Here is a 25,491-nt window from a genome sequence, read left to right as displayed (position 1 = left end):
TTATCAGTCCAGGTATCGTTCGTAGTCTCTGGCATGCGCAAAGGCATGCTGTTCGAGTTTGTTATCAGCGGGTGCCGCTGCCCGGAACGCCAGAGAGTTAACAGGGTTGTTATTGATGACCAGCTCGTAATGCAGATGAGGACCGGATGAACGTCCGCTGTTACCGGATAACGCAATAGCACCTCCCCGTGTAACCCTGGCCCCTTTAGTAACGAGTATTTTATTGAGGTGGAGATAGCGAGTTTTAACACCGGCTTTTCCCGTTACTTCAACAAAATATCCCATGGTACTGTTGTATTCGGCCCGGGTGATTTTTCCGTCGATGACGCTGACTATTTTCGTGTTCATGGGCATGGAATAATCAATGCCATTATGGGGACTCACTTTTCCCGATACCGGGTTAAGTCTTGCAGGATTGAAAGGCGAACTGAGTCTTGCTGTGGCCGGTAACGGATAATCGAGACTGCCTTTCCCGGAAGTATCGGAAAGGTTATAGAACTTTTTATCTGATATACGATACGCCGTGTAATTAAATGAACCGGACGTAAATTTATAGGCCACGACACGTGATTTTCCCGCTTTCTTTTGCAGTACGAGTTTTAATGATTCATTTTTTTTCAAATGCCGCAGATTAAACCGGGAAGGCAAGGAGCGCTGAAGAGTAGCGATCTCGTTCGATTCCAGCCCCGAGCGGGTGGCTGAAAGGTAGGCATTTTCTTTTACGACATCGGTAGAATACATTTACTGGAATTCGCCGTTAGCATGAACACTGCGGCGTATGCTAGGGGTTTTCAGGAGGCGTGTCATCTGTCAGTTAATCGGGAGCACCGTTGATGGTCGTCATTTTTGTAACATATCTTGTTTCCCGTTTGCTCCTGAAGCTCTGGGAACTGTATGACCAGCCCGACGGTGATGATTAACGGGACTGAAACAGGTTACGGCAGAGCAATATGGGGCTCATGTCCTGCTACGTAACCCGTCAGTAAAGCCCTGCTGCGCACCTGACGCTAAGCACTAACCCGCCTGCAGTTACCTGGTCGAATACAGCCCGCGAAGCTTTCTTGCCTGCGTCTGATGTGCTTCCGCACCGGCATTATTGACCTGCTCATGCACGAGAGCGGCTTTTTCTCCGGCATTCAGTTCGTTAAAAGAAGAAGACGAGGTCTTTGAATTTGCATCACTGCCGGACAGCATTTTTTTATGTTCCTCAATCATTTTCTGATGCGCATAGGACGCGCTGTTGTTCATAAATGAATGAGCAACAATGGCCCTTTCATGTTCATTCATTTCAGAGAATGAGGGCGTGTTGTTTTTATTAACCCTGTCCGGTAAGTTTTCATGCGTCGAGGAATTCACATGACTGACGGCTGAGGCATTATTAACAAATCGATGTGCTTCATGGGCAATATCACTGGACTGAGCAAAAGCTGCCCCACAAAATAAAGCTGTAAACGCAGTGGTCGTGATTAATATATTCATGTGTAATTACCTTCTGAGGTACATAAAAGATGTCCTTATGATCATATATAAAAATAATCAACCTGTGGGGAAGATGACGTAAATGTAATACAGCTATGTACATTACACGATTGTAATGAATTTGTTTCTTAAGGGGTGCTAGATTCATTTCATTGTAAGTGGATGAACCAGTAATTTAATTTAAATCGGTTCTCGAATTCTGTCAGTAACCATACTTTAAATAAGGGAATGCGCATGCTGTTGAAAACGTCTCGACGAACTTTCCTGAAGGGGTTAACCCTCTCTGGCGTAGCCGGAAGTCTTGGCGTATGGAGTTTCAATGCGCGTTCCAGTCTGAGCCTGCCAGTTGCCGCATCCCTGCAGGGTACTCAGTTTGACCTGACCATTGGTGAAACGGCCGTCAATATCACGGGCAGTGAGCGTCAGGCCAAAACAATCAATGGAGGCCTGCCGGGGCCCGTTCTTCGCTGGAAAGAAGGTGACACCATTACCCTGAAGGTCAAAAACCGTCTTAATGAACAGACGTCCATTCACTGGCACGGCATTATTCTTCCGGCCAATATGGATGGTGTTCCGGGGCTGAGTTTTATGGGCATAGAGCCTGATGATACCTACGTTTACACCTTTAAGGTTAAGCAGAACGGGACTTACTGGTACCACAGCCATTCCGGTCTGCAGGAACAGGAGGGGGTATACGGTGCCATTATCATCGATGCCGGGGAGCCAGAACCGTTTACTTACGATCGTGAGCATGTGGTCATGTTGTCTGACTGGACCGATGAAAATCCTCACAGCCTGCTGAAAAAATTAAAAAAACAGTCGGATTACTACAATTTCAATAAACCAACCGTTGGCTCTTTTTTCCGCGACGTGAATACCAGGGGGCTGTCAGCCACCATTGCCGATCGGAAAATGTGGGCTGAAATGAAAATGAATCCGACTGACCTCGCGGATGTCAGTGGCTACACCTACACCTATCTCATGAACGGGCAGGCCCCGCTGAAAAACTGGACCGGACTGTTCCGTCCCGGTGAAAAGATACGCTTACGGTTTATCAACGGCTCGGCAATGACCTATTTCGATATCCGTATCCCCGGGCTGAAAATGACGGTCGTGGCTGCAGATGGCCAGTATGTAAACCCGGTTACCGTTGACGAATTCAGGATTGCCGTTGCCGAAACCTATGATGTCATTGTGGAGCCTCAGGGTGAGGCCTATACCATCTTCGCACAATCCATGGACAGGACCGGTTACGCTCGAGGGACACTGGCCACGAGAGAGGGGTTAAGTGCTGCCGTTCCCCCCCTCGATCCCCGTCCTCTGTTGACCATGGAAGATATGGGTATGGGGGGAATGGGACATGATATGGCAGGAATGGACCACAGCCAGATGGGAGGCATGGATAACAGCGGAGAGATGATGTCTATGGACGGTGCTGACCTTCCGGATAGCGGGACATCCTCCGCGCCCATGGATCACAGCAGCATGGCCGGTATGGATCATTCCCGGATGGCCGGAATGCCGGGTATGCAAAGTCATCCTGCGTCAGAAACGGATAACCCACTGGTTGATATGCAGGCGATGAGCGTCTCTCCGAAATTAAATGATCCGGGTATTGGTCTTCGAAATAACGGAAGAAAGGTTCTCACGTACGCGGATTTGAAAAGCCGCTTTGAGGATCCTGACGGACGTGAACCTGGCCGTACCATAGAACTGCATTTAACCGGCCACATGGAAAAGTTTGCCTGGTCATTTAACGGAATCAAGTTTTCAGATGCCGCACCGGTGCTGCTGAAATACGGTGAGCGGCTCAGGATCACGCTGATCAACGATACCATGATGACTCACCCCATTCACCTGCATGGTATGTGGAGCGATCTGGAAGATGAAAACGGTAATTTCATGGTTCGTAAACACACAATAGATGTTCCCCCTGGTACAAAACGCAGTTACAGAGTGACAGCAGATGCGCTTGGCCGCTGGGCGTATCACTGCCATTTGCTCTATCACATGGAAATGGGAATGTTTCGTGAAGTCCGGGTGGAGGAATGATGCGAATGAAGAGAAATTTGAAGGCCATACCTGTTCTGGTCGCCGGTTTGTTTACCTCACAGCTTTCTATTGCGGCGGGCTCCGTCTCTGCAGATCCCCACGCCGGGCACGACATGTCTGCCATGCAGATGCCAGCAGATGAGAATTTCACTGAGATGACGTCAATGGAGCCCATTGTAACTGAGAGCAGAACGCCAATTCCGCCTGTTACCGATGCCGACCGGAAGGCTGCATTCGGCAATTTACAGGGGCATGCGATTCACGACAGTGCGATTAATTATCTGGTTCTGCTGGATCAACTGGAATGGCAACGGTCGGATAACACCAACAATTTCAGCTGGAGTGTTAACAGCTGGATTGGAGGCGACACAGATCGGATTTGGCTAAAGAGTGAAGGTGAACGAAGCAATGGGGAAACGGAGGCGGCTGAAGCGCAGTTACTCTGGGGACATGCGGTTGGCCCATGGTGGGATTTGGTTGCGGGTGTCAGGCAGGATTTCAGACCTGCTTCTGCCCGGACCTGGGCTGCTGTCGGTTTTCAGGGGCTGGCACTCTATAATTTTGAGTCTGAAATTACGGGTTTTGTCAGTAATGGCGGAAAAGCAGCCCTTCGTCTGGGAGGAGAATACGACGTTTTACTGACTAACCGGCTCATACTCCAGCCATCCTATGAGGTGAATTTCTACAGTCAGGATGATGAATCGCGGGGTCGCGGCAGGGGACTGACTGACACAGAGCTGGGGCTCCGGCTGCGCTATGAAATACGCCGTGAGTTTGCACCCTATATAGGCGTTTCCTGGAATCAACTTTACGGGAAAACATCCGATATGGCGAAAAGAGAAGGTGAGAAAGACCATCAGGTAGTATTCCTGGCGGGAGCCAGAATCTGGTTTTAACGCACTGATATAAAACACTCAACTAAACAGGTAAATAAAATGTCGATTTTAAATAAAGCCATTCTTACAGGTGGCCTCGTTATGGGCGTTGCTTTCTCTGCTATGGCCCATCCGGAATTAAAAAGCTCTGTGCCACAGGCTGATTCAGCCGTAGCGGCCCCGGAAAAGATTCAGCTTAATTTCTCGGAAAATCTGACCGTGAAATTCTCAGGTGCAAAATTAACGATGACGGGTATGAAAGGCATGTCATCACATTCTCCGATGCCGGTCGCGGCAAAAGTGGCGCCAGGCGCTGACCCTAAATCGATGGTCATTATTCCGCGAGAGCCTTTACCCGCTGGCACTTATCGTGTTGACTGGCGCGCGGTTTCTTCAGATACGCACCCTATTACCGGTAATTACACCTTTACAGTGAAGTAATATTATGAACGACCTGATTATGATTGTTATTCGTTTTCTTCTTTATCTGGATTTGATGGTAATATTTGGATTGCCATTTTTTCAGATATATGGAATAAGCGGTGTCAGACATGAAACCTATAACCTGACTAATTTCAGGTCGTTTATAACTTTTGCTGTTGTTACAGGCATCATTCTTACTGGCATTAATATGCTCCTGGTATCTAATGCCATGAGTGGAGTAACTGACCTCAGAGAATTATCCATCCATGTTATCGAGATGGTGATAGAAGAAACTGATGTGGGTATTAGCTGGATTGTCAGGCTCTGTGCCCTGTTTACCACACTCGGTGCTTTGTTCCTTTACACTAATAAGAGAGTATTGTCCTGCCTGCTGATGACGATGAGTGGGGGCGTGGCGCTGGCTACACTTGCCTGGGGAGGACACGCCGTTATGCATGACGGTCTGCATTACTATCTCCATTTACTGAGCGATCTGACCCATCTCGGCGCTGCAGGTGCCTGGACAGGTGCTCTGGTTGCATTTGCTATCCTGCTGATGCGCAGAAACGAGCATAATGCACAGAGCGTCATTGTGATATCTGACTCCCTGGCAAAATTTGCCACGGCAGGAACGGTGATTGTTGTAGCCCTGATCCTGAGTGCGCTGGTCAACTATCTGTATATTGCTGAGGGTAACTTAACTCCCTTATTCAACAGTTCCTGGGGGAGGATATTGCTTGCCAAGACGGCTCTGTTTGTTCTGATGCTTCTTCTGGCTGCAGCAAACCGGTTTCACCTGGGTCCCCGGCTTGAAGTTATGGTCAGGGAAGGGAATTATGATCGCAGCGTTGCCCTGATGCGAAACAGCATCCTGACAGAATTCGTTGTTGCGATTATCATTCTGGGCGCCGTAGCGTGGCTCGGAATGCTTGCTCCGTCTCAGGTCAGCTAGGGGACAGCCAAAGCTCATGCGTGAGATTTTTACTTTCATATCAGCGAGTTGACCATGCAGCGTATTTTAATCGTTGAAGACGAACAAAAAACAGGTCGTTACCTGCAGCAGGGACTGGTTGAGGAAGGCTATCAGGCCGATCTCTTTAATAATGGCCGCGATGGTCTCGGGGCCGCGTCGAAGGGACAGTATGATTTGATAATACTGGACGTGATGCTGCCTTTCCTCGACGGGTGGCAAATCATCAGCGCACTGAGGGAGTCCGGGCACGAAGAACCGGTCCTGTTTTTAACCGCAAAGGACAACGTGCGGGACAAAGTGAAAGGACTGGAGCTTGGCGCAGATGACTACCTGATTAAGCCCTTTGATTTTACGGAGCTGGTTGCACGTGTAAGAACCCTACTGCGCCGGGCACGCTCGCAGGCCGCAACAGTCTGCACCATCGCCGATATGACCGTTGATATGGTGCGCCGGACCGTGATCCGTTCGGGGAAGAAGATCCATCTCACCGGTAAAGAATACGTTCTGCTTGAGTTGCTGCTGCAACGCACCGGAGAAGTGTTACCCAGGAGTCTTATCTCGTCCCTGGTCTGGAACATGAATTTTGACAGTGATACGAATGTGATTGATGTCGCCGTGAGACGTCTGAGAAGTAAAATTGATGATGACTTTGAGCCAAAACTGATCCATACCGTTCGCGGTGCCGGATATGTCCTGGAGATCAGAGAAGAGTGAGGTTCAAAATTTCCCTGACCACACGCCTGAGCCTGATTTTTTCTGCGGTGATGCTTACGGTATGGTGGTTATCAAGTTTTATCCTGATTAGCACCCTTAATGGCTATTTCGATAATCAGGACCGCGATTTTCTGACAGGTAAACTTCAGCTCACCGAAGAGTTTCTTAAAACAGAGACGTTCAGGAACAAAACGGATATTAAGTCATTATCAGAAAAAATAAACGATGCGATGGTGGGGCACAATGGCTTATTCATTTCTATAAAAAACATGGAAAATGAAAAAATTGTTGAACTCTATGCCAAAAATTCTGTTGTTCCAGCGATCCTGCTTAATAAGTCGGGTGATATTCTCGACTATATGATCCAGACGGAAGAAAATAACACCGTGTACCGCAGTATCTCGCGGCGGGTTGCCGTGACGCCGGAACAGGGTAAAAGCAAACATGTCATCATTACGGTTGCCACGGATACTGGGTATCACACCCTGTTTATGGACAAACTCAGTACCTGGCTGTTCTGGTTCAATATCGGTCTGGTCTTTATTTCTGTTTTTCTGGGCTGGCTGACCACACGTATTGGTCTGAAACCGCTACGGGAAATGACCAGTCTGGCTTCCTCCATGACCGTACACAGCCTGGATCAGCGTCTAAATCCCGATCTGGCTCCGCCGGAAATCTCTGAGACCATGCAGGAGTTCAATAATATGTTTGATCGCCTGGAGGGGGCATTCCGGAAACTGTCAGATTTCTCGTCTGACATCGCGCATGAGCTGCGCACACCAGTCAGTAATCTGATGATGCAGACGCAGTTTGCACTGGCTAAGGAAAGGGATGTTTCGCATTACCGCGAAATTTTATTCGCTAACCTGGAAGAACTGAAAAGGTTGTCACGAATGACCAGTGACATGCTTTTTCTGGCACGTTCAGAGCATGGTCTGCTGCGGCTGGATAAACATGATGTGGATCTGGCAGCCGAACTGAATGAATTACGTGAGTTGTTCGAGCCCCTGGCAGACGAAACAGGAAAGACAATCACGGTTGAAGGAGAGGGCGTTGTTGCCGGAGACAGCGATATGCTCCGACGTGCTTTCAGTAACCTGCTTTCCAATGCAATCAAGTATTCTCCCGATAACACCTGTACAGCGATACACCTTGAGCGTGACAGTGACTGTGTGAACGTGATGATTACGAATACGATGTCCGGCCAGGTTCCCGCTAATCTGGAACGTTTGTTTGACCGGTTCTATCGCGCAGACTCATCAAGGTTCTACAACACGGAAGGCGCGGGGCTGGGATTATCAATTACAAGGTCGATCATTCATGCTCACGGCGGCGAGCTGTCAGCAGAACAGCAGGGGCGTGAAATTGTGTTCAAAGTGCGCCTGTTAATGGATTAATCCCGTTGTTCAGGAGAAACCTGGAAGGTGACAAAATTGTCATCATTCAGTCACGCGATAAACAGAGGCGGTTTTTTATAATTATTCATAAATCAGGAGCAGCGTGATAACACAATCACCTGGTTCCTGGAGTGATGATTAACCCGCCCTGAGATCAACTGCTTTCTCTGTTATAAGCCATTGATTGTTTGGGTATGTAAACACCGGAGACCCAACCATGAAAAAGATTCTCGTATCATTTGTTGCCATTATGGCTGCCGCTTCATCTGCCATGGCTGCAGAGACAATGAACATGCATGACCAGGTAAATAATGCACAGGCACCTGCCCAACAGATGCAGTCATCTGCTGAAAAAAGTGCAATTCAGGGAGACAGCATGACAATGATGGATATGAGCAGTCACGATCAGGCCGCAATGTCCCATGACATGATGCAAAACAGCAATTCTGCTGCCCACCAGGACATGGCTGAAATGCATAAAAAAATGATGAAAGCTAAACCCGGAGCTACCAACGAAACAGCAAAATCATTTTCTGAAATGAGCGAGCATGAGAAGGCCGCAGCTGTACATGAGAAGGCGAATAATGGTCAGTCTTCCGTTGTTCACCAGCAGCAGGCTGATAAGCATCGCAGTCAGATCACCCAGAATTAACCCGCAGCTCCACTTGTTAGACCCTCATTTGACGCCGAAGTCACTGGCTTACGCTCCCGTCCGGGAGCGTTTTTTTTCCCATATATCAAACTTTAACTCTGAAGAGGTGGAAGTATCTGACCAACACTGTCACGTAACGCCAGATAACTACAAAAACACCTTTTTCCTCCTGTAAATTGCAGTTCCTGCAAGAACATCAAGGCATAATGTTGGAACAGCGTGTGATACACACTTAGCATCATGTTTTGTATGTGTTTTTTTAAAACTTTACAACTTTAAAGTCTTTTTCAGGTTAAAGGATACAACTTTAATGTCTCTACACACCTGAAAAGAACGGTTAATATTTATTTTTTAGCGTGATGCGTCCTTAACGGGCCCACGCTTTTTATTGTGTGCATGGTGTTTTGTCTTCTTAAAAGGGTTGTCTATGTCTGCTGCTCATCTCGGTTTCCCGACGGAAACCGTTGTTGTCTTCGTGGTGATGGCCGTTGGGGCGATGTTTATCGACCTCTTCATGCACCGTCACGATAAACCGATCTCGTTGAAAAGCGCGGTTATGTGGTCCATCTTCTGGGTCATGATGGCGATGGCCTTCGCCGGATTTTTATACGTGCACCACGGCGCGGAGATGGCCAGTCTGTTCCTGACCGGCTATGCGCTGGAAGAGGTGCTCTCCGTCGACAACCTGTTTGTGATGATGGCGATCTTCGCCTGGTTCGGCGTGCCGGATAGATATCGTCACCGCGTGCTCTACTGGGGCGTGCTCGGGGCGATTGTGTTCCGCGGTATTTTTGTTGCCATCGGCACCAGTCTGTTGAGCCTGGGGCCGTATGTTGAGGTCATTTTTGCGCTGGTCGTCGGCTGGACGGCGGTGATGATGCTGAAACGCAATGAAGAGAGCGATGAAGTAGAAGATTATTCCAACCATCTGGCGTACCGCCTGGTGAAACGCTTCTACCCGGTGTGGCCAAAAATCAGCAGCCATGCGTTTATCCTGACCCAGAAAGAGGTGGATGCCGAACTGGAGAAGCCTGAAAACAAGGATGTAATGGTAGGCCGCGTGAAGAAGGCGAAGCGCTACGCGACGCCGCTGCTGCTCTGTGTTGCGGTGGTGGAGCTGTCCGACGTGATGTTCGCCTTCGATTCCGTACCCGCAATCATTGCCGTCAGCCGTGAGCCGCTGATTATCTACAGCGCAATGATGTTCGCGATCCTCGGCCTGCGTACCCTCTACTTTGTGCTGGAAGCGCTGAAGCAGTATCTGGTGCATCTGGAGAAAGCGGTGGTGTTACTGCTGTTCTTCGTGGCGTTCAAGCTGGGGCTGAATGCGACCGACCACTTCTGGCATCACGGTTATAACATCGGCGCCACGGCAAGCCTGTTTGTGGTGCTGGGGGTACTGGCGCTGGGGATTATTGCGAGCGTGATGTTCCCGGGAAAACGTGAGGCCTGATGTACCGCTTTTCTCCCTCTCCCTGTGGGAGAGGGCCGGGGTGAGGGCACCGGGCCGCACCTAACCCTTAATTGGTGAATTTCGGCGCTTGCTCGGATGATGAAAATGCCGCCAGTGTGGATCCTGCGCCGCCGCCAGCAACTCGTGGTCGCCACGCGTGTCGCCCCAGGCGCGCAGGTGATACGCGTTCAAATCCCCATACACCTTCTCCAGCCTCGCCACCTTCTGGGCACACCGGCAGTTGTGGCCGGTGATCCGCCCGGTCAGCTTGCCGTCTTTCACTTCCAGCTGCGTGCCAATCAGCTTAATGCCGAGCTTATCGGCCCACGGCTGCAATACCAGCGCCGGGGAAGCAGAGCAAATCGTCACTTCCGCACCGGAATTGACCTCGTTGGCGACGGCCAGCACACCTTCCGGGCGCATCAGCTTGTTCCAGTATTTTTCACAGAAGGCTTCCGCCTGCTGACGTAACCAGTGCTCATCCACCCCCGTCAGGAAGGTTTTGATCAACACCTCTTTCAGCTCATCTCGCGTCAGCTTGCGGCGCACACAGTGCAGCGTAGGCAGGGCCATGCGCACCAGTCGGCCAGCAAAGTAGCGCTTGCCAAAGGCAAAGCGCAGGAACGGGATAAAACTGTCGTGGTGCGTCAACGTACCATCAAAGTCAAAGACAGAGAGCACGCTGGACTTCGCCACGGCTTCGTCGGCAATCATATTGGTCATAAATACGTCTTAGCTGAAATACACATTCTGTTCACTAGTTTACCTGCTTTACCTTCATAGTCCTTATATCAGGTCGCATTTTTTCCTGAACCTGTGGCCTGACGGGTCAAACTATGTCATCCACCACGCCACCGTCAACGCGCAGCGCCGCGCCGGAAGTCGCGGAGGCCTGCATGGAACAGACATACACCACCATATTCGCCACTTCTTCTACCGTTGCGGCGCGCTGAATAACCGAGCTGGGACGATTCTCCATCACGAACGCTTTCGCCAGCTGCTCCAGCGATTTACCGGTTCTTTCGATTTCGTCTTTCATCATCGCGGCAAAACCGTCCGACATTGTCGGGCCCGGCAGTACGCTGTTCACCGTCACGCCGCTGCCTGCCACGAACTTCGCCAGACCGCGCGCCAGCGAGAGCTGGGCGGTTTTTGTCACGCCATAGTGGATCATATCCGCAGGAATATTGCAGGCCGATTCTGACGAGATAAACACTACCCGACCCCAGCCCTTTTGTACCATGCCGGGCAGCAGGGCACGGGAGAGGCGCACACCGGACATCACGTTGGTTTGCCAGTAGCGTTCCCAGGTCTCGTCGTCGGTGGAATAAAAATCCTGCTGGCCATAGATCCCAGCGTTATTCACCAGAATATCGACGTGCGTGGCGACCCTGAGCAGTTCGTCAACGCCCTCCTGCGAGCTCAGGTCGGCGATGGCGGCACGGACCTGTACGCCAGGCACCACCTGCTGTAGCGCCTGAATGCCTTTATTCACCGAGTCGACGCTGCGTCCGTTTACGATCACTTCCGCACCGCTCTCCGCCAGCCCGCGGGCGATGGCAAACCCAATACCGCCGGTGGACGCGGTCACCAGCGCTACTTTCCCCGTTAAATCGATTTTCATCGTTCACTCCTTGTCGTTTTATGGTTCAAAACTTAAAGCGTAGCAGTTGACGATGACGGCTCCTGCTTAAAAAGGCGCAACAGCGTCTCAACCTGCTCGTCCAGCGGGCTGAGGGAGCGTTTGACGATGAGGTGCAGCGGCGTGGCGCGACGCACGCCGTGGCTGAGCGGCAGCGTTTTAAGGATGCCCTGCTGGAGCGGGGTCTGAATGCGTTCTTCCGGTAACCAGCCGTATCCAACCTGATACATCACCGCTTCGATCGCGGCATCGATAGTGGAGAATGTCCACGACTCCCCGGTGGGGTGAGTGGTGGGCTGGCTGTCTGCGATCTGAATGCGCGGCCACGGCCGTAGCATCTCGTCATTAAGCGGCGTATCCAGCGAAAACAGCGGGTGCGCGTGATGCGCGACGGCAACAAAATCGATATTCATCAGCCATTCGCCCAGGCCGGTAATGTCCTGGCGGCGGGTTAAGACCATCACGTCGGCTTCATCATTGAGCGCATCTGCGCGGCTGTTTTCCAGCACCTCGGTAAGCCGCACCTGCGTTTGCGGGTACAGCTGCTGAAACTGGCGCAAAATCGCGAACAGCCGGCTACGCGGAAAAATACTGTCTACCATCAGGTCGATACGGGTTCGCATCCCGCTGCGCAGGGTCGCAGCGCGCGTTTCAACATAGGCGAAGGCTTTCAGCAGCGGTTTAACCTGATTCAGCAACAGCTCACCCGCCGGGGTTAGCACGGCACGCCGTCCCTCTGTCATCAGGAGCGCCACGCCCAGCCGCTCCTGCAAAAGCGACAGGTTATAGCTGACCGAGGACTGGCTGCGGTAGGTCTCTTCCGCCGCCTTAGCGAAGCTGCCAGCCTCGATGACTCTCTCCAGCAAGGCCCACTGTTCGAGCGTCGTCTTGTGCATAATTAATCTAAATTTTGGATGAATTTGATTCAAACATAGCGTTATTCATTCATTTTTTGAAGGGGTACGATCGTTTCATCAAAACAAAGGATACATCGTATGAGCACCTTCGATAAACATGATTTAAGCGGCTTCGTCGGCAAACATCTTGTATATACCTACGATAATGGCTGGAATTACGAAATTTACGTTAAAAACGAAAACACCCTGGACTACCGTATTCACAGTGGTCTGGTTGGCAACCGTTGGGTGAAAGATCAGCAGGCCTTCATCGTCCGTGTTGGGGAGAGCATCTATAAAATTTCCTGGACGGAGCCAACCGGTACTGACGTGAGCTTGATCGTGAACCTGGGCGACCGCCTGTTCCACGGCACCATCTTCTTCCCGCGCTGGGTCATGAATAATCCGGAAAAAACCGTCTGCTTCCAGAACGATCACATTCCGCTGATGAATAGCTACCGTGATGCCGGACCAGCGTATCCAACCGAAGTGATTGATGAATTTGCCACCATCACCTTCGTGCGTGACTGCGGTGCGAATGACGATAGCGTGATCAATTGCGCGGCCAGCGAGCTGCCTGCAAACTTCCCGGAAAATTTAAAATAAGATCGAGAACAACGTGAACGGGACATTGGCCATGTTGGTTTTAACCGGCATGGCCGTTTTTTATGCCGCAGGAATACCGGAGTAAGTAACCGCTTCCGCCGTTAAGGTGAAAGGCGTAGGGGTACAGACCGCCAGGCTCAGCGAGCCGAAGCGTAGCTGACTGACCGGGAGCGACTGGGCGGTGCTGTCAATGCTGACTATCTGCCACGCGCTGCCGCCACGCTGTTTGACGATTGCCTCTTTGCGTGTCCAGATGCGCCAGAATGCGGAAAGCTGCTCTTCCGGCGCTTCACGTTCCAGCTCGTCATGTTCGGTGAGGCTGAAAACGGCATTTGCCAGCGCCTGCCAGTTCTCCCGCGGGCGGATCACTTCGATATCGCAGCCCACTTCACCTTCATCGCTCATCAGCAGGGCAATATCGTCCCCGCTGTGGCTCAGGTTAAACCACAGCGGATGGCCGTTAGCGAAGGCCGGTTTTCCCTGCTCGCCGTAAATTATCTCGGGAAGGGGCGAGGGGGATAAGGTTCTGGCGAGCAGCGTCCGGCCTGCAAGCCAGGAAGCGTGTCGTGCACCCTGAGGTGCCATGTCTGCGAGCGTTGACGCCAGCGGGTCCGCGCTAAGGGTGGAGATCTTTCCCAGTACAAACTGGTACATAGTTACGCCCAGCGTTTAATGATTATCGAGGTATTGATGCCGCCAAAGGCAAAGTTATTGCTCTGAATAAATTCGCAATCAATCGGGCGGGTTTCCCCCATAATATAATCTAAAGCGCCGCATTGCTCATCCGGTTGTCTTAAATTGAGCGTCGGCGTGAACCAGCCCTCCCGCATCATATGCAGACTCAGCAAGGCTTCCAGCGCGCCGCAGGCACCCAGGGTATGACCGAAATAACTCTTTAAGGATGAGATGGGCACGCTGTCGCCGAAAATGGCGGCGGTCGCCTGACTCTCGGCGATATCCCCGCGATCGGTTGCCGTGCCGTGGGCAGAAATGTAGCCAATGTCCTGAGGGCCAAGACCCGCCATCGCCAGCGACTGCTCCATACACACCTGCATGGTTTCACGCTGGGGCTGGGTGATGTGCGCCGCATCGCAGTTGGTGGCAAAGCCCACGATCTCGCCATAAATTGTCGCTCCGCGCGCTCTGGCGTGATCCAGCGCTTCCAGCACCAGCGTACCCGCCCCTTCGCCAATCACCAGGCCATCGCGCTGAACGTCAAACGGCGACGGCGTGGTTTTTGGCGCGTCGTTACGCTGGCTGGTGGCAAACAGGGTATCGAAAACCGCCGCTTCCGATGGGCACAGCTCTTCCGCGCCGCCTGCCACCATCACCGTCTGGTAGCCGTGACGAATCGCTTCCCAGGCGTAGCCAATCGCCTGGCTGCCAGAGGTACAGGCGCTCGAGGTGGGGATCACCCGTCCGCGCAGGCCAAAGAACAGCCCGGTATTCACCGCCGTGGTGTGCGGCATCATCTGCACATAAGTGGTGCCGGTGATGTTGTGGGTGTGCTTTTCGGTGAGCATAGAGGCAAACTCGCTGACCGGCCCGGTGCTGCCGGTCGACGAGCCGTAGGCGATGCCGGTCTGACCGTTGGTCAGCACCGCGTCGTCGATTAGTCCCGCCTGCTCCAGCGCCAGCTCGGTGGCGCGGGTAGAGAGCAGCGACACGCGGCCCATGGCGCGAATGCGCTTACGGGTATAGTGAGCGGGGAGAGTGAAGTCTTCAATCGGCGCGGCGAGCAGGGTTTGCAGGCCGTCATACGCCTGCCACTCCGTCATGGTACGCACCGCATTTTCATACTTGCGCAGACGGCGCGAGATGGTCGGCCAGTCCTCGCCGAACGCGGTGACGCCGCCCATGCCCGTAATCACTACCCGGCGGGTCATAGCATGCCTCCGTTAATCGAAATCACCTGACGCGTCACATAGCCTGCTTTATCCGACATCAGGTAACTCGCCAGCCCCGCGACCTCCTCGGCCTGGCCCATACGCTGCATCGGGATCATCGACATCGCCGCGTGCAGTGCGGCTTCGTCCATCTCGATCATGCCGGTATCGATCAGCCCCGGCGCGATGCAGTTGACGGTGATTTTGCGTTTTGCCAGCTCGGTGGCGAGCGCTTTGGTGGCGCCGATGATCCCGGCTTTCGCCGCGCTGTAGTTCACCTGCCCACGGTTGCCCATAATGCCTGACACCGACGACAGGGTGATGATCCGCCCGCCCTTGCGGGTGCCGATCATCGGCATAATGCAGGGATGAATGACGTTATAAAAACTGTCGAGATTGGTGTGGATCACGCTGTCCCAGTCATCGTCGCTGAGCGCAGGAAATGCGCCGTCGCGGGTAATACCGGCGTTACTGACCACGCCATACCACGCGCCGTGGTCAGCGATCTCCTGTTCCAGCACCGTGCGGCACTGCTCGCGGTTGCCCACGTCGAAGGTGAGTAAACGGCCCGCGCCGCCTGCCTGGACAATCGCTTCCAGCGTCTCCTGCGCGCCCGCTTCATCACGATGGTAATGCACGCCGACGGTGAAACCGTCCGCCGCAAGCTGAAGGGCGATAGCGCGGCCAATGCCTTTGCTGGCGCCAGTGACCAGTACGGATCTCATGATGGTGTTCCCTGGTTGAAAAGTGTGGTTAATTCTTCCTCGCTCGGCTGGAAGGTGTTCACGCGGCCCGTGGCGAGGGAGACACTATCCGCATGAATGGTGCACTCGAAGCTGCCAAAGCGTTCATCCTGCATCAGACGTTCGATGGTGATGGTCAGCGTGCTGCCTGCGGCAAAATGCCCTGCGTCGCACACCAGCTCGCGCGCGCCCAGCACCATGCCCAGCGCACAGTGCGGCAGCCCTTTTTGCATCCGGTGCCATTCAGACCAGACGCCCACGGTCTGGGCCATCAGCTCCAGCGCAAACCAGCCAGGCAGGTTGCCGTCCGCGTCCAGGAACGGGGCCAGAACGCCCCGTTCGTTCACCGTCACGCTGCAAACGGCGCGGTCATCGGTGACGCTTTCCACGCTCTCAAGCAGCAGCATCGGCGTGTCGTGAGGAAGATAATCCCCGGGAGGTAAGTAGTGCATCATACTCTCCCCAGCAGAAGGCTGGCGTTGTTGCCGCCAAACGCGAAGGAGTTTGACAGGATCACCGGTTTATTCAGCGGTGCGCTCTGGTGCAGTAGGCCGAAGGCGGGCAGGGTGTCGTCCGGCGCGTAGCGGGAAAAATCCTGCGGCGGCAGCGGCAGGCTTCGGGTCAGGATCAGCCAGCTCAGGGCGGCCTCGGTGATCCCCGCGGCGCCCAGCGTGTGGCCGGTAAGATGTTTCGTGGAGCTGCACGGCACGCGGTCGCCAAAGAGATCGTGGATAACCTGCGCCTCAATGCGATCGTTCAGCGGCGTGGCGGTGCCGTGCAGGTTGATATAGCCGACGTCCGCCGCCGTTATGCCCGCCTCGTTCAGCGCCTGGTTGATGGCGCGGATCGCCCCTTCGCCCTGCGGATGTGGGGCGGAAATATGGTACGCATCGCTGGATTCCCCCGCGCCCAGCAGCGCAACCTCGCCCGGCTCGCGGGTCAGCACCATCAGTGCCGCCGCTTCGCCAATGGTGATCCCCCGACGGTTGCGGCCAAACGGTTCGCACAGGGTCGGGGAGAAGGACTCCAGGCTGTTGAAGCCGTTGACCGGCATGCGGCTCAGGCTGTCGGCCCCGCCGACGATGGCGACGTCCACCAGCCCGGCGTCGATCAGGCGACGACCGCTGATGATCGCCCGCGCGCTGGAGGAGCAGGCGGTCGAAATGGTATACGCCGGGCCGTCCAGCGCAAGCCAGCTGGCGAGAAAGCGCGACGGATCGCCCAGCTCCTGCTGCGGATATTGCCACTGCGGGCTGCGCTCGCCGTTCTGCGCGCGGCGCACGTACTCATCACCCTCGTCCAGTCCGGAGGTGCTGGTGCCCAGCACAACCGCCACGCGGTCTCGCCCCACGCGCGCAATGGCCGCATCGACGGCGGGCCAGATTTGCGCAAGCGCCGCCAGCAGCAGCTGGTTGTTGCGGCTGCGATGGGCGGAAAAAGACTCGGGGACAGGGGGAAGTTCACCCTCCACGCCTCCCAGCACGGCCTCGGGTAAGCCCTGTAGCCAGCCCGCACGTTGGCGCATCCCGGGGGCCACGCCAGCGATCAGGTTCGCCGCTATTTCATCAGCCGAGTTGCCGAGCGCGTTGACCATGCCAACGGCAGAAAGGTAAATCATCTCAGTCACCCAGATATTGAATGGTGATGTGGTAGTGAAAAGCGTGCTGCACAATGCTAATCGGTTCGCGCCTGCCGTTACGGTTCAGGTAGACAATTTCCGTGACCAGTTTGCCATCGGGGTTGCGCAGTTCGCGTCTGGTGTCAGTATCGTTCAGCGTCCAGCCTTTCGGCAACTGCGGCTGCCAGGCGCTGAGCGGCCAGTGGCTCAGCATCACGTCGGCCAGCACCTGGCTGGCGGGCGGCAGCTGCGGCATCACAACCGACTGCTCGGTGTGGATCCCGGTGTCGTCGTAGGTGGCGAGGAACAGGCGGATCCCGACGTAGGAGAGGCCGGCAAGCGTCACTTTATTTCCGTCGGCGTTCAGCATCACCAGCAGCGACTGGGTCTGGCCTTTAAAACTGCCGGTAAGCAACTGCTGCGCGCGGATGGCAGGCGTGATGCCCGGCGGGGGTAGCGTGACGCGGGTGCCGGGCTGGAGCCAGGCCTGAGGGCGCGCGTCATCGCGGTTCGTCGTATGGCTACACCCCGCCAGCAACAGGGCCATCATCACTGCCGCCAGGCGAATGAAACGGGTCATGGTAAGTTCTCTTTGTTAGACGGCATCGCCAGCGGGGCGAGCAGGAACGCGGTGAAGATACCGCTCACCAGCACAATGCCAAAGCTGCTGATGGCCTGAGTGGTGCTGAATACCAGCATCCCCAGCGTCAGCAGGGTGGTCATCATGGCGAGGGTAATCGCCAGCATGGAGGTCAGCGGCGTGCCGCGCGGGTTGCTGAAAAACAGCGTGTAGTTGATGCCAATGCCGAGGACCAGCACCAGCGCCAGCAGGGAAAACAGGTTCACCGGATGGCCCGTCACGGCCAGCGCCGCCAGCCCGCCGCCCAGCGACAGCACGGATGGCACCAGCGCCACCAGCCCTTTTCGCCAGCCGAGACGTAGCATCGCGCCGCCGGCAATCACCGCCAGCGCCACGCCCAGCAGCCCCGACAGCAGCGAGCGGTAGAGCGCAAACAGGCTGTCGAAGCTGGCCTTACGGTCAACCCAGACGACCCCGGGATGGCGGGTGGCCAGCTCACCGAGCGCGGCGCTGTTTCTGACGCCATCGACCGGGACCAGCACACCGCTTTTGCCGTCCGGCAACGTCAGCCACAGCAAACGCCAGCCCTCGCTGGCCGGGCTGGCGAGCCACGCTTCCACGCTGACAGGCATGGCGTTCAGGTTCGGAGGGACGGCATTCAGCCCCGTGCTTTGCAGCATTTTCGTCACCGTCGGCGCGGCGTTACGCAGAAGTTGCAGATCGCTGTTCTGCCGCGCCAGCGAGTTCAGCGGCAGGGTGCGCCAGCGGGTTAATTCTCCGGCTTTTTGCGCCTGCGCCAGCGCCGGGGTAAACGCCTCCAGCCGCTCCAGCGTTTCCTGAGCCGACGCGCCGTACACCAAGAACCATTTCTGATCGACATTTTGCCCGGTCAGGGCGGTGATGGTTTTTTCCTGCGCCAGAATGTCCTGCGGCAGCGCCTGAAGCCGGGCGATATCGTCATCCACCCGCAGGCTGGCGATCCCGATGGCGGAGAGCAGCGCCAGCGCTACCGGCAGCCCGACAGAGAGGGCTTTACCGTCGCGCCAGGCGTCCAGCCAGCGCTGCATTATCCGTCTCAGGGGGACCGGGCGGACCGGCATGCCACGGCACAACCACGGATGCCAGAACATTACCGTCAGGCACGAGGCGCTCAGTCCTGCGGCGGCGAACACCGCCATCTGACGAATGCCGGGGAAGGGGGCCAGCATCATGAAGAGATACGCCACGACGGTGGTCAGCAGCGCCAGCAGCAGCGCGTTACGCACTTTTGCCAGGCTTTGCCAGGGCGAGTGTTCCGCGCCGTGCACCATCCGCTCCGTGAGGTAGTAAATCGTATAGTCCGCCGAGATGCCGATAATGCTCATGCTCATCACCAGCGTCATCAGGTGCAGCTCACCGAACAGCAGGAGCGTCACGACCGTCCCCGCCAGCGCGCCGATGGCAATGGAGAGCAGGCTCAGCAGCAGCGGACGCACGGAGCGAAACACCGACACAATCAGCAGGATCACCCCGAGCACCGTGGCGACGCCAAGCGTGGAAATATCGTTTTTAGCCTGCTGGCTGGCGTAATCGCTGTAGAACACCGTCCCGCGCGAGAGCAGCTGCGCCTGTGGATACTGGCTTTTCAGCGTCTGCTGCAACGCGTTGAGGGTGGTCACCAGCTGGTGGGTTTGCTGCATGTCAAACGACGAGCCCGCCAGCTCGCCGTGTAGCAGATACCAGTAGTTCCCGGCCGCATCTTTTGTCACCAGCCAGCCGTCCATCAGCTGCATCTTCTGGCTGTTCTTCGCCAGCGCGAGCTGCGCGCCGCGCATCAGCATCAGCGGATCGTTTTGCAGCTCCTTGCCGCTCACGCCGGAAAAGGCGGAGTAGAGCTGGGACAGGATCCACTGAGCCTGCGCTTCACCGCCGTTTTGCAGGCGGGCGCGGGTGGCCGGATCGACCAGGCCATTGCGGTGCTGCCAGAAGAAATCTCCCCAGGCCTGTTGCCCGGCGGCATCCAGCGGACCTTTTACGACACTCAGCGCCTGGCTGCGTTGCAGCAGGGTTAACCACTGCTGCGCCACGCGCGGGTCCGGCTGTTTGCCGGGGCTGACCAGCCAGATGAGCTGGCGGTCGAGGCGCTGCATAAATCCGTCGTTGAGAGCGGGAGGGATCGCGCCGAGCGTCTGTTTCGGCAGCATGGCGAGCACGCTGCTGTTCAGCCGCGAGCCAGGCAGCAGCGACAGCAGCACGCCCAGCAGGATCAGGCATACCGCGGCCCACAGCAGCGCCGGGCGCAGGGCGTTACGGTGCGGCAAAGCGCTGGCGTTCTGCATCAGTCAGGCGGGCGGGCGTCAGTTGGTGGCGGGAGAGGGCGATATCCGTCGTGTCGCCCTGCTTATCGTTCAGGCGAATGGATTCCAGATAGATCGCGCCCTTCAAATCAAGGGTGGAGAAAATCTTGTCCAGCGGCGTGGTGACGGGCGTCAGCACCAGCGACCAGCGGCCTTCGCCCAGGTCTTTGAAATCGACGCGGAAGTTCTCTTCCAGTACCTTGCGGTCGGCCTGGAACAGCGCCCGCAGCAGATGGTTGAACTGAAACATCTGCGGGTTAGTGTCGGCGGTAATGGTCTGCGGCGACTGACCGTTGAAGATCTGCACCATCCGTTTGTCATCCAGCAGCAGCGTCATCGGGAACGGCGCTTTTTGATCCCACAGCAGGCCATTGTCACGGGCGATTAGCATCTCCCCCTGCGAGCGCAGGGGCTGAGGCATATCCTTGATCGTGCGGGTCTGTTCGAAGTGTGCGCGCACTACCGGTTGCTCCGCAAACCGCTGTTGCAGTTCATCCAGCGTGACCGCGTTCACCAGCGGGCTTACCAGCAGCGCGAGTAGCGTTATCCATTTCATGGCGCGATCCCCATGCGTTCGAACAGAATGGCCGGGCTGACAAAGCACATCTCCCGGCTTGCTTCTTCCACCGCCACCTGAATGGTGTAGCCGGTGGTGGTGCGTTTCCCGGTTTGCGCGTCGAAGATTTGATAGGCGATGCGCAGACGGTTTTCAACCTCTTCAATGTGGGCGCGGATGCGAATGCGCTGCTCGAAGGTCACCGCGTCGCGGTATTTCACCCGGGTATCCACCACCGGCCAGACGTAGCCGGACGCTTTCATCTGGCGATAGCCGTAATCAAACTGGTTGAGCAGCGCTTCGCGGGCAATCTCAAAGTAGCGGAAGTAGTTGCCGTGCCACACCACGCCCATCATATCGACGTCGTGGAACGGAACGGTGATTTCAACTTCAGCCGTAAAGCGGGGATCGGTCAGCACCCTTTACTCCTTCTCGTTGATCTCTGGCAGCTGCCAAAAATCGAAAAAATTAAACCAGTCGAGCGGCGACAAGAACGCGTAATGCTCCAGCCGCTCCGCATAGCGGTCGACGGTCTGCTGTAGCGCCTGCTGGCGTTCGCCGCGCGGCAGCAGCAGCGGGTCGGCAAACGGCTCGCAGTGCAGGGTCAGCTTTCCCTGCTGACAGAGGGCAAAAATCAGCACCACCGGGCAGCGCAAAATGGACGCCAGGATAAACGGCCCCTGCGGGAACGGCGCGGGCTGGCCCATAAATTCGCTCCATATCACCCGCCAGCTACCGCCGCGCTGCGGGGTGACGGCAATGCGATCACCCACGATCGCCACCCATTCGCCGCGATCCAGCTTCTCTTTGATGAGGATGGCGGTCTCCGGGCCAATGTCGGTGACCGGCATCAGGTGAATGCCCGCCTGCGGCGCCATCTCCTCCATCACCTGCTTAAAACGTCTGGCGTTGTCGCTAAAGACCAGCGCGTTGATGGTTTTCGCCCCTTCGCGCTGGGCCAGCGCCCGGCAGGCTTCCACATCGCCAAGATGCGACGCGAGCAGCAGTTTGCCCTGAGGATCGTCGAGCCCCAGCGCCTCCTGCGCGCCTGGCGCAAAGACCAGATCGCGATGGAGTTTCATTTCGCCGCGCCAGCTGGCCACTTTGTTCAGCATGGCATGACCGAAGCGCAGGAAGTGGGAAAAACTGTTAAGCCGCGCGGGTTGCGGCATTTGCCGCTGTGCCATCACCGTTTTAACCCGCGCCAGCCACTGCTGCGACGCCTGACGCGCAGCGCGGGCGGTTAGCCAGTAGACGGCCGTAACCGGCCATAGCAGGGCGGTAAACGCCTTACGCCCCAGCAGTTGCCAGACGCGCAGCATCAGGCGCATGCCCCATAATCCTTTCACCTCCTGCTGCTGCGCCCAGTGCTGCGAGCGGCGACGCATCAGCAGGGAAGGAATGCGCGGCAGCATGCCGAGAAACAGACGGGTATGCATCAACGAGATGCGCACGTTGTCTTTCAGGGCATCGAAATGGGATACCCCGTCCGGCGGATAGGTCACGCGGGTGGGCAGAAAATAGCTGGTGTTGCCCTGCCAGTAGAGGCGCACCATCACTTCGGTATCAAAATCCATTCGCCTGCCGAGCGGCGTGGTTGCTGCAAGGCGCAAAACCGGGGCTATCGGGTAAACGCGAAACCCGCACATGCTGTCTTTCAGTTGCAGGGAGAGGGTTTCAATCCAGACCCAGACGTGCGTTATCCAGCGGCCGTACAGGCGCGAACGGGGGATCGAGTCATCGTAAACGGGCTGCCCGGAAATGAGCGCATCGGGATGGCGTTCGGCCAGCGCCAGCAGTTTGGGGATGTCTTCGATAGCGTGCTGGCCGTCAGCGTCCACCTGAACGGCGTGGGTGAAGCCGCGATCGGCGCAGTCTTTCAGCCCCTGCATCACCGCCGCGCCTTTGCCGCTGTTTTCGGCCAGCCGCAGCAGTGTGATCTGCGGACGATCCGCCGCCAGCGCTTCAAGCGTGCGGCGCGTGGTTTCATCGCTGCCGTCGTCCACCACCAGACAGGGCAGATCGAAAGGCGCCAGGCGCGCCAGCACCGAAGCCATCATCGCCCCGTGGTTATAGCACGGGATCAGCACGCAGGGACGGAAGGTTACTGACATAAGCGAATCTTCCCGCTGCTGGCGGTGTGGCGCTCGTTACCCGCATGGCGCTGGTAGCTAAAGGTCAGCATCTCGCGTTCGGGCTGCCAGGCAAGGAGCAGCGTGACCGTATTCTCCGGCAACAGCGGGGCGGCGAACTTCACGTTCTGAATACTGTGAAAACGGTAGCCCGGCGCCAGCGCGGCAGCGTAATGCATTACCCAGTCGAGCTGGGCCACGCCCGGCAGCAGCGGCTGTACGGCGAAATGTCCCTTAAACCAGAGCAGGTCAGGATCAAGATAAAAGGTTATCTCCAGATGCTGTGGATCGGGCTGGAGGCGCCCGATTTCAGGGATCTTCATGAAACAACTCCTGTAGCTGCGCAGTCACGCGCTTGTTCATGCTGTTGACCGGGATTTCATCAACGATCCGCCAGTAGCGCGGCACGGCAACCGGTTCAAGCCAGGGGCGAAGGGCGCGTCGCCAGGCGAGCTCCTGCGCTTTTTTGCCCTGTTCGTGTTGCTGACGCACCGCTTCATTCAGCACCAGCAATACGCCAATGCCCTGACGCCCGCCGCGCGTCACCGTCAGCGCGGCGGCCTCGCGGATGCCGTCCAGCGCCAACAGGCGGCGCTCAATGTCATCGAGTGAAATGCGTTTATCTTCAATTTTGACCACCCGACCGCGGCGCCCGACGAGGCTGAACTGCCCGTCAGCCGTGAAGTGCAGGATATCATCCAGCACGACCCCCTCCACCTCGGGGATCAGCGGCGACATCACGCGATCGCCGTGAAACGTCACGCCGGGGAAAGGTTGCCAGCGGGTGCTTTCCTCCTGACGATAGCGCCAGGCCATTACGCCTGTTTCCGTGCTGCCGTATATTTCATCCGGCCAGACGTTGAGCCAGGCCTGAACCGCGGCGACCTCCTGCCAGGGCAGCGCGCCGCCAGCGGAGAAGAGCAGGTTGACGGGGGGCGGCGTCAGTGACGCGTCCAGCCGCTTGAGAAACGCCGGACTGCTGATGAAAAGATAGCGTTTATCGTCGGGAAGGGCAGAGAGCTGCTCGGCATAGTTGAGCAGGCTGGCGTGCAGCGGCAGGCCGAGCGCCATGGGTAAGACGACACGAAACGTCAGGCCATACAGGTGGTGCAGCACCACGGAAGCCACGACGTGACAGCCCGCCAGACGCTCGCCAAAATGCGCCGCCAGAAGACGAGCCTCACGGTCCAGGCTGACCACCGGCTTACTCACCCGCTGCGGCGTGCCGGTCGAGCCGGAGGTGTAAAGCTCGATCGTGCGCATCTCACCGATGGCAGGCAGCGGTGAAAAGGGATGGCCTGCCCGCTGAGCGGAAGCCACCCGCAGCTGTTGCCCCTGAAAATCGAGCGTGGTGTCGCTCAGGACGCCGCTGAACAGCGCCCGCTGTTCGTTAAGCTGCGCCGCCCGGCTGTGCCCGGGGAGGACCGGCGTTTTACCCGCATGCAGCGTCGCCAGCAGCGCGACAATAAACAGATAGCCGTTTTCGATGCACAGCGCCCAGCGCTCGCCCTCTTCACGACGCAGCGTGTCGACCAGCTGAGTGACGTCGTGGCGCAGATCGCCAAGCGTCCAGAGATGGTCGTCCTGCCAGGCGACAGGGGTGTCGTCAGGGCGGGGCGCACTGAGCCACTGGCTAAGCGGAAGAGGGTTAAGCATCGTTTTTCTTCACCCGTTGTCGCACCAGCCACTCGCCAGCCATCAGCGTGCCCATCAGGAGATAGGCAATCATCCCGTTCCACAGCGTCCACAGACGGATATCGGCGTGTAATACGGTAAACAGCGCGATCGCCCCGTTGATAATAAAAAAGCCGCACCAGACCTGGGTAACCCGGCGCGTGTAACGTACCCCGACGGGGGAGAGGTCCGGTTCACGCAGGCGCGCCAGCCGCTCGACGACGGGCATTGCCGTCCACAGCGAACCGCCAAACACCACCAGCATCACCAGATTCACCACCACCGGATATAACAGCACCCACTGGTGCGCGTGCAGGACGTAGCTCGCCGCGCAAAGCGCTATGCCGGCCAGCGCCACGCTTACGAACAGATAACGCAGGGGGCCGCCCTGCCGACGGGCCTGGCAGACGCGCATCAGCAGCACCAGCGCCATCACGGGCAGTATCCCGTGCAGGCTATTATTCGCCAGCCCGAAGCCGATCAAAAACGGCCATGCCAGCAGCATCAGCCCCGTCAGGGCGGGAAGAACTGGAATCGAACGCACGTTACGCGTCGCGCTGAAGCTGTTCCACAACGTCCACGACGTCCTGCACCGTGCGCACCGCTTTGAAGGTTTCAGGCTTGATTTTATGGCCCGTTTTCTTTTGCAGGTGCACCACCATATCGACGGCATCAATGCTGTCGAGGTCCAGATCCTCGTAAAGACGTGCCTCAGGGGTAATATCCTCCGGGGCGATTTCAAACAGCGTAATAAGAAGCGCAGAGACTTCCTGATAAATCGTTTGTTGTTCTGTCATAGCGGTC

General features: G+C 56.3%; 28 protein-coding genes. 9 read left to right on the top strand and 19 right to left on the bottom strand.

Going from position 1 to position 25,491, the window contains the following annotated elements; translation table 11 throughout:
• Window positions 1–3: 3 nt before the first annotated feature.
• Both ACOTX1_RS14115 and ACOTX1_RS14110 read right to left on the bottom strand, forming a co-directional pair.
• The gene (locus ACOTX1_RS14115; protein WP_000287501.1) at window positions 4–741 is read right to left on the bottom strand and encodes a peptidoglycan DD-metalloendopeptidase family protein; all 738 of its coding nucleotides are present in this window, start codon (window positions 739–741) and stop codon (window positions 4–6) included.
• Window positions 742–1,029: 288 nt separating this feature from the next.
• Window positions 1,030–1,479 (bottom strand): copper resistance protein, encoded by a 450-nt coding sequence (locus ACOTX1_RS14110; RefSeq protein ID WP_001023257.1) that lies wholly within the window; start codon window positions 1,477–1,479, stop codon window positions 1,030–1,032.
• A gap of 234 nt (window positions 1,480–1,713) precedes the next feature.
• Between ACOTX1_RS14110 and pcoA the strand changes: the two genes are divergently transcribed.
• The 8 genes from pcoA (at window position 1,714) to ACOTX1_RS14070 (ending at window position 10,018) form a co-directional block, all read left to right on the top strand.
• Entirely contained in the window at window positions 1,714–3,531 is a 1,818-nt protein-coding gene (pcoA, locus tag ACOTX1_RS14105; protein WP_000925240.1) for a multicopper oxidase PcoA, read from the top strand.
• A gap of 5 nt (window positions 3,532–3,536) precedes the next feature.
• Entirely contained in the window at window positions 3,537–4,427 is an 891-nt protein-coding gene (gene pcoB, locus ACOTX1_RS14100) for a copper resistance outer membrane transporter PcoB (RefSeq protein WP_001378118.1), read from the top strand.
• 39 nt (window positions 4,428–4,466) lie between these two features.
• Window positions 4,467–4,847 carry a copper resistance system metallochaperone PcoC gene (pcoC, locus tag ACOTX1_RS14095; protein ID WP_000025662.1) on the top strand — a complete coding sequence of 127 codons (381 nt, stop codon included), beginning with the start codon at window positions 4,467–4,469 and terminating at the stop codon, window positions 4,845–4,847.
• A gap of 55 nt (window positions 4,848–4,902) precedes the next feature.
• Entirely contained in the window at window positions 4,903–5,781 is an 879-nt protein-coding gene (gene pcoD / locus ACOTX1_RS14090; RefSeq protein ID WP_229692861.1) for a copper resistance inner membrane protein PcoD, read from the top strand.
• 54 nt (window positions 5,782–5,835) lie between these two features.
• On the top strand, window positions 5,836–6,516 hold the full coding sequence (pcoR, locus tag ACOTX1_RS14085; protein WP_001188930.1) for a copper response regulator transcription factor PcoR: 681 nt from the start codon (window positions 5,836–5,838) through the stop codon (window positions 6,514–6,516).
• Complete coding sequence (pcoS, locus tag ACOTX1_RS14080) at window positions 6,513–7,913, top strand: copper resistance membrane spanning protein PcoS (RefSeq protein ID WP_001211179.1); 1,401 nt, start codon at window positions 6,513–6,515, stop codon at window positions 7,911–7,913. The genes pcoR and pcoS overlap by 4 nt, the downstream gene beginning before the upstream one ends.
• Window positions 7,914–8,130: 217 nt before the next feature.
• Entirely contained in the window at window positions 8,131–8,565 is a 435-nt protein-coding gene (locus ACOTX1_RS14075) for a copper-binding protein (protein ID WP_263522263.1), read from the top strand.
• 427 nt (window positions 8,566–8,992) lie between these two features.
• Entirely contained in the window at window positions 8,993–10,018 is a 1,026-nt protein-coding gene (locus tag ACOTX1_RS14070) for a TerC/Alx family metal homeostasis membrane protein (protein WP_015571505.1), read from the top strand.
• 60 nt (window positions 10,019–10,078) lie between these two features.
• Here ACOTX1_RS14070 and ACOTX1_RS14065 read toward each other — a convergent pair whose 3' ends face one another.
• The 3 genes from ACOTX1_RS14065 to ACOTX1_RS14055 form a co-directional block, all read right to left on the bottom strand.
• Complete coding sequence (locus tag ACOTX1_RS14065; RefSeq protein WP_003861228.1) at window positions 10,079–10,741, bottom strand: HAD family hydrolase; 663 nt, start codon at window positions 10,739–10,741, stop codon at window positions 10,079–10,081.
• A 106-nt stretch (window positions 10,742–10,847) separates the two neighbouring features.
• Complete coding sequence (locus ACOTX1_RS14060; RefSeq protein ID WP_022651983.1) at window positions 10,848–11,642, bottom strand: SDR family NAD(P)-dependent oxidoreductase; 795 nt, start codon at window positions 11,640–11,642, stop codon at window positions 10,848–10,850.
• Window positions 11,643–11,674: 32 nt separating this feature from the next.
• The gene (locus ACOTX1_RS14055) at window positions 11,675–12,556 is read right to left on the bottom strand and encodes a LysR family transcriptional regulator (protein ID WP_023314988.1); all 882 of its coding nucleotides are present in this window, start codon (window positions 12,554–12,556) and stop codon (window positions 11,675–11,677) included.
• A gap of 99 nt (window positions 12,557–12,655) precedes the next feature.
• On the opposite strand from ACOTX1_RS14055, the gene ACOTX1_RS14050 reads away from it, so the two are divergent.
• On the top strand, window positions 12,656–13,162 hold the full coding sequence (locus tag ACOTX1_RS14050; RefSeq protein ID WP_023314987.1) for a phenolic acid decarboxylase: 507 nt from the start codon (window positions 12,656–12,658) through the stop codon (window positions 13,160–13,162).
• A gap of 60 nt (window positions 13,163–13,222) precedes the next feature.
• Here ACOTX1_RS14050 and acpT read toward each other — a convergent pair whose 3' ends face one another.
• The 14 genes from acpT to ACOTX1_RS13980 are packed head-to-tail and all read right to left on the bottom strand — an operon-like array spanning window position 13,223 to window position 25,484.
• Window positions 13,223–13,816 (bottom strand): 4'-phosphopantetheinyl transferase AcpT, encoded by a 594-nt coding sequence (gene acpT / locus ACOTX1_RS14045; protein ID WP_003861235.1) that lies wholly within the window; start codon window positions 13,814–13,816, stop codon window positions 13,223–13,225.
• A 2-nt stretch (window positions 13,817–13,818) separates the two neighbouring features.
• Window positions 13,819–15,048: a beta-ketoacyl-ACP synthase gene (locus ACOTX1_RS14040; protein WP_023314986.1), complete on the bottom strand. Its 1,230-nt coding sequence runs from the start codon at window positions 15,046–15,048 to the stop codon at window positions 13,819–13,821.
• Complete coding sequence (locus ACOTX1_RS14035) at window positions 15,045–15,776, bottom strand: 3-ketoacyl-ACP reductase FabG2 (protein WP_026094333.1); 732 nt, start codon at window positions 15,774–15,776, stop codon at window positions 15,045–15,047. Before ACOTX1_RS14035 ends, ACOTX1_RS14040 begins: the two co-directional genes overlap by 4 nt.
• Entirely contained in the window at window positions 15,770–16,243 is a 474-nt protein-coding gene (locus ACOTX1_RS14030) for a dehydratase (protein WP_023323848.1), read from the bottom strand. Before ACOTX1_RS14030 ends, ACOTX1_RS14035 begins: the two co-directional genes overlap by 7 nt.
• The gene (locus ACOTX1_RS14025; protein ID WP_023314984.1) at window positions 16,243–17,409 is read right to left on the bottom strand and encodes a beta-ketoacyl-[acyl-carrier-protein] synthase family protein; all 1,167 of its coding nucleotides are present in this window, start codon (window positions 17,407–17,409) and stop codon (window positions 16,243–16,245) included. Before ACOTX1_RS14025 ends, ACOTX1_RS14030 begins: the two co-directional genes overlap by 1 nt.
• A 1-nt stretch (window position 17,410) precedes the next feature.
• Window positions 17,411–17,989 carry a DUF3261 domain-containing protein gene (locus ACOTX1_RS14020; protein ID WP_023314983.1) on the bottom strand — a complete coding sequence of 193 codons (579 nt, stop codon included), beginning with the start codon at window positions 17,987–17,989 and terminating at the stop codon, window positions 17,411–17,413.
• Window positions 17,986–20,307: an MMPL family transporter gene (locus ACOTX1_RS14015; RefSeq protein WP_023314982.1), complete on the bottom strand. Its 2,322-nt coding sequence runs from the start codon at window positions 20,305–20,307 to the stop codon at window positions 17,986–17,988. Before ACOTX1_RS14015 ends, ACOTX1_RS14020 begins: the two co-directional genes overlap by 4 nt.
• Window positions 20,276–20,881: an outer membrane lipoprotein carrier protein LolA gene (locus ACOTX1_RS14010; protein ID WP_023314981.1), complete on the bottom strand. Its 606-nt coding sequence runs from the start codon at window positions 20,879–20,881 to the stop codon at window positions 20,276–20,278. Before ACOTX1_RS14010 ends, ACOTX1_RS14015 begins: the two co-directional genes overlap by 32 nt.
• On the bottom strand, window positions 20,878–21,300 hold the full coding sequence (locus ACOTX1_RS14005) for an acyl-CoA thioesterase (protein ID WP_003861252.1): 423 nt from the start codon (window positions 21,298–21,300) through the stop codon (window positions 20,878–20,880). The genes ACOTX1_RS14010 and ACOTX1_RS14005 overlap by 4 nt, the downstream gene beginning before the upstream one ends.
• A 3-nt stretch (window positions 21,301–21,303) precedes the next feature.
• The gene (locus ACOTX1_RS14000) at window positions 21,304–22,995 is read right to left on the bottom strand and encodes a glycosyltransferase family 2 protein (RefSeq protein ID WP_032667181.1); all 1,692 of its coding nucleotides are present in this window, start codon (window positions 22,993–22,995) and stop codon (window positions 21,304–21,306) included.
• Entirely contained in the window at window positions 22,986–23,336 is a 351-nt protein-coding gene (locus ACOTX1_RS13995) for a hydroxymyristoyl-ACP dehydratase (protein ID WP_003861256.1), read from the bottom strand. The genes ACOTX1_RS14000 and ACOTX1_RS13995 overlap by 10 nt, the downstream gene beginning before the upstream one ends.
• Window positions 23,323–24,669 carry an AMP-binding protein gene (locus tag ACOTX1_RS13990; protein ID WP_023314979.1) on the bottom strand — a complete coding sequence of 449 codons (1,347 nt, stop codon included), beginning with the start codon at window positions 24,667–24,669 and terminating at the stop codon, window positions 23,323–23,325. The genes ACOTX1_RS13995 and ACOTX1_RS13990 overlap by 14 nt, the downstream gene beginning before the upstream one ends.
• Window positions 24,662–25,261, bottom strand: coding sequence for a hypothetical protein (locus ACOTX1_RS13985; RefSeq protein WP_003861260.1), 600 nt, complete (start codon window positions 25,259–25,261; stop codon window positions 24,662–24,664). Before ACOTX1_RS13985 ends, ACOTX1_RS13990 begins: the two co-directional genes overlap by 8 nt.
• The gene (locus ACOTX1_RS13980; RefSeq protein ID WP_003861262.1) at window positions 25,233–25,484 is read right to left on the bottom strand and encodes an acyl carrier protein; all 252 of its coding nucleotides are present in this window, start codon (window positions 25,482–25,484) and stop codon (window positions 25,233–25,235) included. The genes ACOTX1_RS13985 and ACOTX1_RS13980 overlap by 29 nt, the downstream gene beginning before the upstream one ends.
• Window positions 25,485–25,491: the final 7 nt, after the last annotated feature.

This window comes from Enterobacter cloacae complex sp. IR5401, from assembly GCF_049238425.1.
Taxonomy (GTDB): domain Bacteria; phylum Pseudomonadota; class Gammaproteobacteria; order Enterobacterales; family Enterobacteriaceae; genus Enterobacter; species Enterobacter hormaechei_C.
This window is presented reverse-complemented; position numbering and strand designations above follow the sequence as displayed.

What these genes read in the sequence shown, in the direction of transcription:
- pcoD (WP_229692861.1), top strand. Translation starts at nt 4,903, where the DNA reads ATGGTAATATTTGGATTGCCATTTTTTCAGATATATGGAATAAGCGGT.
- ACOTX1_RS14015 (WP_023314982.1), bottom strand. Translation starts at nt 20,307, where the DNA reads ATGCAGAACGCCAGCGCTTTGCCGCACCGTAACGCCCTGCGCCCGGCG.
- ACOTX1_RS14110 (WP_001023257.1), bottom strand. Translation starts at nt 1,479, where the DNA reads ATGAATATATTAATCACGACCACTGCGTTTACAGCTTTATTTTGTGGG.
- pcoC (WP_000025662.1), top strand. Translation starts at nt 4,467, where the DNA reads ATGTCGATTTTAAATAAAGCCATTCTTACAGGTGGCCTCGTTATGGGC.
- ACOTX1_RS14030 (WP_023323848.1), bottom strand. Translation starts at nt 16,243, where the DNA reads ATGCACTACTTACCTCCCGGGGATTATCTTCCTCACGACACGCCGATG.
- ACOTX1_RS14060 (WP_022651983.1), bottom strand. Translation starts at nt 11,642, where the DNA reads ATGAAAATCGATTTAACGGGGAAAGTAGCGCTGGTGACCGCGTCCACC.
- pcoB (WP_001378118.1), top strand. Translation starts at nt 3,537, where the DNA reads ATGAAGAGAAATTTGAAGGCCATACCTGTTCTGGTCGCCGGTTTGTTT.
- ACOTX1_RS14065 (WP_003861228.1), bottom strand. Translation starts at nt 10,741, where the DNA reads ATGACCAATATGATTGCCGACGAAGCCGTGGCGAAGTCCAGCGTGCTC.
- ACOTX1_RS14115 (WP_000287501.1), bottom strand. Translation starts at nt 741, where the DNA reads ATGTATTCTACCGATGTCGTAAAAGAAAATGCCTACCTTTCAGCCACC.
- ACOTX1_RS14055 (WP_023314988.1), bottom strand. Translation starts at nt 12,556, where the DNA reads ATGCACAAGACGACGCTCGAACAGTGGGCCTTGCTGGAGAGAGTCATC.
- pcoA (WP_000925240.1), top strand. Translation starts at nt 1,714, where the DNA reads ATGCTGTTGAAAACGTCTCGACGAACTTTCCTGAAGGGGTTAACCCTC.
- ACOTX1_RS14010 (WP_023314981.1), bottom strand. Translation starts at nt 20,881, where the DNA reads ATGAAATGGATAACGCTACTCGCGCTGCTGGTAAGCCCGCTGGTGAAC.
- ACOTX1_RS14020 (WP_023314983.1), bottom strand. Translation starts at nt 17,989, where the DNA reads ATGACCCGTTTCATTCGCCTGGCGGCAGTGATGATGGCCCTGTTGCTG.
- pcoR (WP_001188930.1), top strand. Translation starts at nt 5,836, where the DNA reads ATGCAGCGTATTTTAATCGTTGAAGACGAACAAAAAACAGGTCGTTAC.
- ACOTX1_RS14070 (WP_015571505.1), top strand. Translation starts at nt 8,993, where the DNA reads ATGTCTGCTGCTCATCTCGGTTTCCCGACGGAAACCGTTGTTGTCTTC.
- ACOTX1_RS13980 (WP_003861262.1), bottom strand. Translation starts at nt 25,484, where the DNA reads ATGACAGAACAACAAACGATTTATCAGGAAGTCTCTGCGCTTCTTATT.
- ACOTX1_RS14025 (WP_023314984.1), bottom strand. Translation starts at nt 17,409, where the DNA reads ATGATTTACCTTTCTGCCGTTGGCATGGTCAACGCGCTCGGCAACTCG.
- ACOTX1_RS14075 (WP_263522263.1), top strand. Translation starts at nt 8,131, where the DNA reads ATGAAAAAGATTCTCGTATCATTTGTTGCCATTATGGCTGCCGCTTCA.
- ACOTX1_RS14040 (WP_023314986.1), bottom strand. Translation starts at nt 15,048, where the DNA reads ATGACCCGCCGGGTAGTGATTACGGGCATGGGCGGCGTCACCGCGTTC.
- ACOTX1_RS14000 (WP_032667181.1), bottom strand. Translation starts at nt 22,995, where the DNA reads ATGTCAGTAACCTTCCGTCCCTGCGTGCTGATCCCGTGCTATAACCAC.
- ACOTX1_RS14050 (WP_023314987.1), top strand. Translation starts at nt 12,656, where the DNA reads ATGAGCACCTTCGATAAACATGATTTAAGCGGCTTCGTCGGCAAACAT.
- acpT (WP_003861235.1), bottom strand. Translation starts at nt 13,816, where the DNA reads ATGTACCAGTTTGTACTGGGAAAGATCTCCACCCTTAGCGCGGACCCG.
- ACOTX1_RS13995 (WP_003861256.1), bottom strand. Translation starts at nt 23,336, where the DNA reads ATGAAGATCCCTGAAATCGGGCGCCTCCAGCCCGATCCACAGCATCTG.
- ACOTX1_RS13990 (WP_023314979.1), bottom strand. Translation starts at nt 24,669, where the DNA reads ATGCTTAACCCTCTTCCGCTTAGCCAGTGGCTCAGTGCGCCCCGCCCT.